A 7,585-nucleotide genomic window follows, 5' to 3' on the forward strand; every position below is an offset into this window, starting at 1 on the left:
GCCGGGCGGCCGGCCGCAGCTGCTGGACCTGCCCGCCGGTCCCCCGCTCGGCCTCGGCGGGCTGCCGTTCGAGTCCACCGAGGTGGACCTGCCCGAGGGCACCGTCCTCGCCCTCTACACGGACGGCCTGGTGCAGTCCCGGGAGCGGGACGTGGACGCCAGCCGCGAGCTGTTGTACCGGGCGCTGGGGCAGGACGCGGACTCCCTGGACGAGGCGTGCGACGGCGTGCTGCACACCCTGCTCCCGGGCGGGGCCGCTCCGGACGACGTGGCGCTGCTGCTGGCCCGCACCCGGGGCCTGCCCGCCTCGCAGGTGGCGACCTGGGACATCCCCGCCGACCCGGCGCTGGTCGCGCCGATCCGCAAGCAGGTCGTGGACCAGCTGGACGCATGGTCGCTGAGCGAGGCGACGTTCACGGCGGAGCTGGTGGTCAGCGAGCTGGTCACCAACGCCATCCGGTACGGGGCCCGGCCGATCCGGCTCCGGCTGATCCACGACGCGACCACGCTGATCTGCGAGGTCTCCGACACCAGCCACACCGCCCCGCACCTGCGCCGGGCGAAGACCTTCGACGAGGGCGGCCGGGGTCTGCTGCTGGTCGCCCAGCTCACCCAGCGCTGGGGCAGCCGGCACACCCCGGAGGGCAAGACGATCTGGGCGGAGCTGCCGCTGTACGAGGAGGACCAGTAGGCCCGGGGCGGCGTCTCAGGAGGCGGCCAGCCAGGGCCGCACCTGCTTGCGGGCCTCGTGCAGGCGGGACTTGAGGGTGCCGAGCGGGATGCCCGCGCGCTCGGCGGCCTCCGCGTAGTCCAGCTGGCAGATGTCCCGGTAGACCAGCGGCGCCACCAGATGCGGATGCTCGCGCTCCAGCCGTTCCAGGGCCTCCAGCAGATCCACCCGGGAGCCGGCGATGACGCTGGTGGTGCGCGGGTCCACGGCGTGGGCGGGCTCGATGGCCGCGGGCTGCTCGGCGGCCCGCCGCTTCAGCTCGCGGTACTTCTGCCGGCAGCAGTTGGCGACGACGGTGTACAGCCAGGTGCCGAAGCGGCTGCGGCCCCGGAAGCCGGTGATGTGCCGGGCGACCTGGAGCAGCACGTCCTGGGCGGCCTCCTCGGCGTCCTCCCGGCAGGGCAGGAAGCGCGCGCAGCGGCGCACGACCTCGGGCCGGATCTCGGTCAGCAGCCGGTCCAGGGCCCCGCTGTCGCCGGCGGCGGCGCGCCGGGCGAGGTCTTCCGTCGGCGCCTGGTCCTGCACGGACGGGCCCCCCTCCACGTCGATCTCAGGCCATGCATGATAGTCGTATGCACCCCCTGGAGCGGATCGGCCGCCACCGCCTCGAACGGCCGCTGGGCAGTGGCGCCTTCGCCACGGTGTGGCTGGCGCACGACCCCGAACTCCAGGCCCCGGTGGCGGTGAAGGTCCTCGCCGAGAACTGGGCGCACCGGCTCGACGTCCGGGAGCGCTTCCTGTCCGAGGCCCGGCTGCTGCGCCGGGCCGGGACAAGCCGGGTGGTGCAGGTCTACGACATCGGGGAACTCCCGGACGGCAGGCCGTACTTCGTGATGGAGTACGCCGCCGGGGGCACCCTCGCCGATCTGCCGGCGGGCGGTCCGCTGCCGGTGCGGGAGGCGCTCGCGCTGACCGCCGAGGCCGCGCGCGGCGCCGCCGCGCTGCACGAGGCGGGCATCGTCCACCGCGACATCAAGCCGACCAACGTCCTGCTGCACACGGCGCCGGACGGCACCCGCCGGGTGCTGCTCGCCGACCTGGGGCTGGCCAAGAGCCTCGCGCAGGCGTCGGTGCTGACCCTGGCGGCCGGTTCCGCGGGCTACCGGCCGCCGGAGCAGGCGGAGCCCGGCGAGGGCATCGACGAGCGGGCGGACGTCTACAGCCTGGGCGCGGTGGGCTACGAACTGCTCACCGGGACCGTGCCCGGAGCGCCGGGCAAGGTGATACCGCCCCGGCGGCTGCGGCCGGAACTCGGCGCGGACGTGGAGCGGGCGCTGCTGCGCGCGCTGGAACCGGACCGGGCGCGGCGCTGGCCCGGTGCCCTGGCGTTCGCCGACGAGCTGGACCGGCTGGCCGCCGGCCCGTCGGTGCGGCCGGCGCGGCGCCTGGACGGGGTGCGCGGCCGGCTCACCACCGTGACGCTGGCCGTCGCCGCGGTCCTCGCCGCGACCGCCGCGGCGGTCGCGGTGACCGTGGCGCTGCACCGCGACGGCGGCACGGACGACGGGGTGCGGGTCGCGGACGTCACCGGGCGGGTGAGCCTGCGGGTGCCCGCCGGCTGGGGCCGCGAACTGCGCGACTCCGGCTGGAACCCGCACGCGCTCGGGCTGAAGGCGGGGCACGAACCGGGTCTGGTGGTGGCCGACGACCTGTCCCGCTGGTCCGATCTGGACTCCCCCGTGGACGGGGTGTTCGTGGGGGTCGGCGGGCACGGCGACGTCACCGCGAGGGTGAGGACACTCGCGCACCCCGGCTGCCGCTACACGGGCGCCCACGACTTCACGGACGCCCACTGGCACGGGCTGGTCCGGGCCTGGAGCGGATGCCCGGACGGCGGCTCGGTCACCGAGTCCGCGCTGGTCCCGGCGGACGGCGCGGCGCAACCGCAGGTGTACGTGCAGGTGCGTGAGCGGGCCGGCGGGGACGCGACCGACGGTTTGCTCCGTTCGCTGCGCGCGGCCTGAACGGCGCCTGCCGAGGGGCGGGGCGGGGAAGAGAACCCGACGGAACCCGGCGCGTCCCGAACTTTTCCGGCGGTCCGCGCATCGGACGAAGACGACGGCGCACCCGGCGCCCTAGGCACGCGTTCCCGTCGCGTGCCGTGACCTCCAGGAGTGTTGAGCGACATGGTGTACACCCCCCGGTCCGCCCCCCGGTCCGCGCGGCACGGGGCCCTGCTCGTGGGCACGGCCGCCGTGCTGGGCCTGCTGACCGCCTGCGGCAACGGCACGAGCGCGCACGGCGACGCCCCGGCCACCGTCTCCGGTACGGCCGCCCCCGCGACGGACGGCACGACGAGCCCGGCGCCGTCCGCCACCGGCTCCCCCGGCACCGGCACGTCGTCCGCGCCCCGGGCGACGGCGACCTCGGGCGGCGGCACGGCCACGACGACCCCGGCCGCGGCGAGCAGCCGCTGCCACACCTCCGAGCTGCGCGCCTCCGTGGGCCGCAACGACCCGGGCGCCGGCCAGGAGAACTTCCCCGTGGTCCTCACCAACGCCTCCGCCCGGACCTGCACCCTGCACGGCTATCCGGGGGCGGCCTTCGTGGACGCCTCCGGCGGTCAGCTGGGCCCGGACCCGAAGCGGTCGCCGGGCACCCCGGCGACCGTCACGCTCAGGCCCGGGCAGAGCGCCTGGGCGGGGCTGACCTTCTCCAACCCGGGGATCAGCGGGGCGAAGACGGCCACGCCGGCCGCGCTGCTGGTCACCCCGCCGGACGAGCGGGACCAGCTGAAGGTGGCGTGGAAGGGCGGGCCGGTGCCGGTCTCCGGCAACTCCTCCGCCGTCCGCCTGACGGTGTTCACCCCCGGCGCCGGACCTTCCTGACCCGGCGCCCCTCCACGCGGACCCCGCTGTCACTCCCCCGAGGCAGCGGGGTCCGTCATGCCGGGGCGGCGGGAGCCCGTTCGTCATGCCGGCGCCACGACTGTCACAGGACGGCAACAGCCGCCGCGAGCCGCGATCTTTTGCCGGCCTCCGGTCATCGAACCCGGTCGACCGCACGGAGAGACGGCCCCCCAGGGGCCACGACCAGGGATTCGGGGAGAAGATGAGCGGGATCTCACGCAGGCGGGTACTGACGGCCGGGGCGGCGGCGGGCGCCCTCGGAACTCTGGCCGCCTGCTCGTCCGGCACCGGCCTGAGGATCGGCGGGCCGGACCCGGCGGACGGGAAGGGCACCGCGCAGGCCCGGCCGGTGAAGCCGATCGGCGACGGCTCGACCGCCGACACCGGCGCCCAGCCGCACCAGCCGAAGCCGGAACGGCTGCGTCCCGGCCAGCGGCCCCCGCAGTTCGTGGTGTTCTCGTGGGACGGCGCGGGCGAGCTGAGCAACAAGCTGTTCTCCCGGTTCCGCAAGGTGGCCGCCGACCACGGCGCCGGGATGACGTTCTTCCTCAGCGGCATCTACACCCTGCCCGAGTCCAGGAAGGACCTGTACCGGCCGCCGCAGCACCCGGTCGGCGCCTCCGCGATCGGCTACCTCGCCGACCGGCACATCCACGCCACGCTCCAGCAGGTGCGCGCGGCCTGGCTGGAGGGCCACGAGATCGGCACCCACTTCAACGGGCACTTCTGCGGCGCGAGCGGCGTGCGCAACTGGTCCCCGGCCGAGTGGCGCAGCGAGATCGACCAGGCCGTGGACTTCGTGACGAAGTGGAAGACCAACACCGGCTTCACCGACCTTGACCCGCTCCCATTCGACTACCGCAAGGAGCTGATCGGTGGCCGGACCCCCTGTCTCGAGGGCCAGGCCGGTCTGCTGCCCACCGCCGCCGCGCTCGGCTGGAAGTACGACGCCAGCTCCCCCGGCGGCCTCCAGGTCTGGCCCGGCAAGGTGCAGGGCGGCAGACTCTGGGACTTCCCGCTGCAGTCCATACCGTTCGCCGGGCACTCCTTCCAGGTCCTCTCGATGGACTACAACATGATGTTCAACCAGTCCGGCGGCAACCCGCTCGGCGACCGCGCGCAGTACGACACCTGGCGCGTCCAGGCCCGCGACACCTACCTGGCCGGCTTCCGGCGGGCCTACGAGACCAACCGCGCGCCCCTCTTCATCGGCAACCACTTCGAACGCTGGAACGGCGGCATCTACATGGACGCCGTCGAGGAGGCGATCGGCAGGATGGCCGCCTACGACGACGTGCGCTTCGTGTCCTTCAAGCAGTTGGTGGCCTGGCTGGAGGCGCAGGACCCGGCGGTGCTGCGCAAGCTGCGCACGCTCGTGCCCGGGCAGTCCCCGGCGGGCGGCTGGGCGGAGTTCCTGGGCGCGGCGGGCGCCGGGGCGTCGTAACCCGTTCAGGATCGTCTGTTTTCATGGGCGGGAAACCAACGATCCACTCCGGAAGGACCCGCCCTGAACACCCCGCTCGCCGAGGCACTGTCCGCTGTCCTGCTGGTCGCCGTGCTGGCCTGGGCCGTCGTGCGGCCCTTCGGGTGGCCGGAGGCGGTCATGGCCGTGCCGGCCGCCGGGATCGCCGTAGCGACCGGCGCGATCTCCCTCGACCACGCCCGTGCCGAGGCGGAGCGGCTCGGCCCGGTGGTCGGTTTCCTGGCGGCGGTGCTGGTGCTCGCCCACTTCTGTGACGTGGAGGGGCTGTTCCAGGCGTGCGGGGCGTGGACGGCGCGGTGGGCGGCGGGCCGTCCGGTGCGCCTGCTGACCGCGGTGTTCGCGCTGGCGTCGGCCATCACCGCCGTCCTCAGCCTGGACGCGACGATCGTGCTGCTCACCCCGGTGGTCTTCGCCACGGCCGCGCGGACGGGCGTACGGCCCAAACCGCACGTCTACGCCTGTACGCATCTGTCGAACACGGCGTCGCTGCTGCTGCCCGTGTCCAACCTGACGAACCTGCTGGCGTTCGCGGCGAGCGGGCTGAGCTTCACCCGGTTCGCGGCACTGATGGCGCTGCCGTGGCTGGCCGCGATCGGCGCCGAGTACCTGGTGTTCCGGCGGTTCTTCGCCCGGGACCTGGCGGCGGCGGCCCCGGCGGGCCGGGACACCGGTGAGCCGCCCGGGCTGCCGCTGTTCGCGCTGGTGACCGTCGGCTGCACGCTGGCCGGGTTCGTGGTGGCGTCGGCGTTCGGCGTGGAGCCCGCCTGGGTGGCCGCGGCGGGCGCGCTGGTGCTGGCCGGGCGGGCGCTGGTCCGCCGGAAGGCGGGTCCGCTGACCGTCGTACGGGCGGCGGCCCCGGCCTTCCTCGCGTTCGTGCTGGCGCTGGGCATCGTGGTGCGGGCGGTGGTCGACAACGGGCTCTCGGACGTGCTCGGGCGGGTGATGCCGGGCGGTACCGGGCTGGCCGCGCTGCTCGGGATCGCCGCGCTGGCCGCGCTGCTGGCCAACCTGATCAACAACCTGCCCGCGGTCCTGGTGCTGCTGCCGCTGGCGGCGCCCGCCGGGCCGGGGGCCGTCCTGGCCGTGCTGCTCGGCGTGAACATCGGCCCCAACCTCACCTACGCCGGGTCGCTGGCCACGCTGCTGTGGCGGCGGATCGTCCACCAGCACGAGCACGACGTGGACCTCGGGGAGTTCACCCGGCTCGGGCTGCTCGCGGTGCCCTCGTCCCTCGCCGTCGCGGTGGTGGCACTGTGGGGGTCGCTGCGGATCATGTGAGGTAGTGAGCGGAGGAGGCCGAGGAATGCGCGTGATCGTCTGGCTCGTGGAAGGCACCTGGCCCGCCTGTGTGGACGCGGTGCGCGCCCACACACCGGACGACGCCGAGGTGGTGCTGCTCCATGTGAGCGGACCGGACGTGCCCGCGGTGGCGCACGGAGCCTTCGCGGGGCTGCTCGGGCGGCGGGGGCAGGACCCGGGCGACCGTCTCGAAGCGCTCGGCGGCACGTCGGCGGCCGCGCTGCTCGACGCGGCGGCCGAACGCCTGGGCCGGCCCTGTGTGCGCGAGGAGCGGTCGGGCCGGGTCGAGCGGGAGGTGGTGGCCGCCGCCGAGGGTGCCGGACTGCTGGTCCTGGCACGGGACGGTGACCGGTCCCGGCTGGGCCCGAAGAGCCTCGGCCCGGCCGTCCGCTTCGCCGTCGACCACGCGCCCTGCCCGGTCCTGCTGGTCTGGCCGGAACCGGCCCCGCGTCTGGACACGATCCCGCCACCGCCGCCGCATCACCACCCCTAAGGGCTCGGGGCGCCGGGGTGCGGTGCGCCCCTCGTCACGGTCGTGCGGCTTGCACGGGGCTGTTGTCGCCGTCCCAGTGGACGTTCTCCATCCGCAGGTCCGGGTGGGCGGTGTCGATGGCCCAGCGCTGGGCGGTGCCCGGGGCGCGGGTCTTGAGCACGAGGGCGCCGGAGCCGTCGGTGGCGGCCGGGGTGAGGGCCAGTTCCTGGTCGGAGCGCGGTACCAGGGCGCCCTGGAGCGTGAAGTCGTAGTGGAGGTCGCGGGCGGCCTTGCCGGTGGCCGTGCACGGTTCGAGGCGCACGGAGTAGCCGAGGCGGGAGTCCAGGCACAGATCGGGGGCGGCGGCGCTGCGCAGCAGACCGTCGGTCTCGTACGTCCACTGCTGGGTCGCGGCGGCGGAGCAGTCGGAGAGCTCCGTCTCGGCGCCCTGGACGGCCCTGTCGCCGGCGACGGCCACGCACAGGCCGGAGGCGAGGTTGCGCAGCCTGCCCTGCAAGGCGCTCTGACCAGGGGCGTCCCGTCCGGCCCAGGAGGGGCCGGGGGAGGCCACTTCCCCGCCCGGCGTCCGGGAGGGCGTGCCGGCGGGGCCGGAGGGCGGGCCGTCGTCGGAGCCGAGCGCCGACCACAGCGTCACGGGCAGGACGACCAGGCCGCTGACGGTGACGACGGCCAGGGCGAGGTTCCGGCGCCGGACCCGCCGGGCGGCCCGCTGAGCGGAGCGGCGGGAGGCG

General features: G+C 75.2%; 8 protein-coding genes. 6 read left to right on the forward strand and 2 right to left on the reverse strand.

Features of this window, described 5'->3' with window-relative positions; genetic code table 11:
- The coding region (locus ABZV94_RS38820; RefSeq protein WP_356349317.1) for a SpoIIE family protein phosphatase at window positions 1-691 on the forward strand (691 nt) is incomplete at its 5' end.
- 15 nt (window positions 692-706) lie between these two features.
- Here ABZV94_RS38820 and ABZV94_RS38825 read toward each other — a convergent pair.
- On the reverse strand, window positions 707-1,255 hold the full coding sequence (locus ABZV94_RS38825) for an RNA polymerase sigma factor (RefSeq protein WP_356349319.1): 549 nt from the start codon (window positions 1,253-1,255) through the stop codon (window positions 707-709).
- Between the two features lie 47 nt (window positions 1,256-1,302).
- Here ABZV94_RS38825 and ABZV94_RS38830 point away from each other — a divergent pair, with 47 nt between their 5' ends.
- The 5 genes from ABZV94_RS38830 to ABZV94_RS38850 all read left to right on the forward strand — a co-directional run bounded on the left by ABZV94_RS38830 (window position 1,303) and on the right by ABZV94_RS38850 (window position 6,854).
- Window positions 1,303-2,694, forward strand: coding sequence for a serine/threonine-protein kinase (locus ABZV94_RS38830; protein WP_356349322.1), 1,392 nt, complete (start codon window positions 1,303-1,305; stop codon window positions 2,692-2,694).
- 162 nt (window positions 2,695-2,856) lie between these two features.
- Window positions 2,857-3,558 carry a DUF4232 domain-containing protein gene (locus ABZV94_RS38835; RefSeq protein ID WP_356349325.1) on the forward strand — a complete coding sequence of 234 codons (702 nt, stop codon included), beginning with the start codon at window positions 2,857-2,859 and terminating at the stop codon, window positions 3,556-3,558.
- Window positions 3,559-3,781: 223 nt separating this feature from the next.
- Window positions 3,782-5,023: a hypothetical protein gene (locus tag ABZV94_RS38840; protein WP_356349327.1), complete on the forward strand. Its 1,242-nt coding sequence runs from the start codon at window positions 3,782-3,784 to the stop codon at window positions 5,021-5,023.
- 63 nt (window positions 5,024-5,086) lie between these two features.
- Complete coding sequence (locus ABZV94_RS38845; RefSeq protein WP_356349335.1) at window positions 5,087-6,340, forward strand: arsenic transporter; 1,254 nt, start codon at window positions 5,087-5,089, stop codon at window positions 6,338-6,340.
- 25 nt (window positions 6,341-6,365) lie between these two features.
- Window positions 6,366-6,854 carry a universal stress protein gene (locus ABZV94_RS38850; protein ID WP_356349330.1) on the forward strand — a complete coding sequence of 163 codons (489 nt, stop codon included), beginning with the start codon at window positions 6,366-6,368 and terminating at the stop codon, window positions 6,852-6,854.
- Window positions 6,855-6,888: 34 nt separating this feature from the next.
- Here ABZV94_RS38850 and ABZV94_RS38855 read toward each other — a convergent pair.
- Window positions 6,889-7,585: RICIN domain-containing protein (locus ABZV94_RS38855; protein WP_356349332.1), on the reverse strand; the 697-nt coding region annotated here is incomplete at its 5' end.

This window comes from Streptomyces sp. NPDC004658, assembly GCF_040609555.1.
GTDB lineage: Bacteria > Actinomycetota > Actinomycetes > Streptomycetales > Streptomycetaceae > Streptomyces.

What these genes read in the sequence shown, in the direction of transcription:
- ABZV94_RS38830 (WP_356349322.1), top strand. Translation starts at nt 1,303, where the DNA reads ATGCACCCCCTGGAGCGGATCGGCCGCCACCGCCTCGAACGGCCGCTG.
- ABZV94_RS38835 (WP_356349325.1), top strand. Translation starts at nt 2,857, where the DNA reads ATGGTGTACACCCCCCGGTCCGCCCCCCGGTCCGCGCGGCACGGGGCC.
- ABZV94_RS38840 (WP_356349327.1), top strand. Translation starts at nt 3,782, where the DNA reads ATGAGCGGGATCTCACGCAGGCGGGTACTGACGGCCGGGGCGGCGGCG.
- ABZV94_RS38850 (WP_356349330.1), top strand. Translation starts at nt 6,366, where the DNA reads ATGCGCGTGATCGTCTGGCTCGTGGAAGGCACCTGGCCCGCCTGTGTG.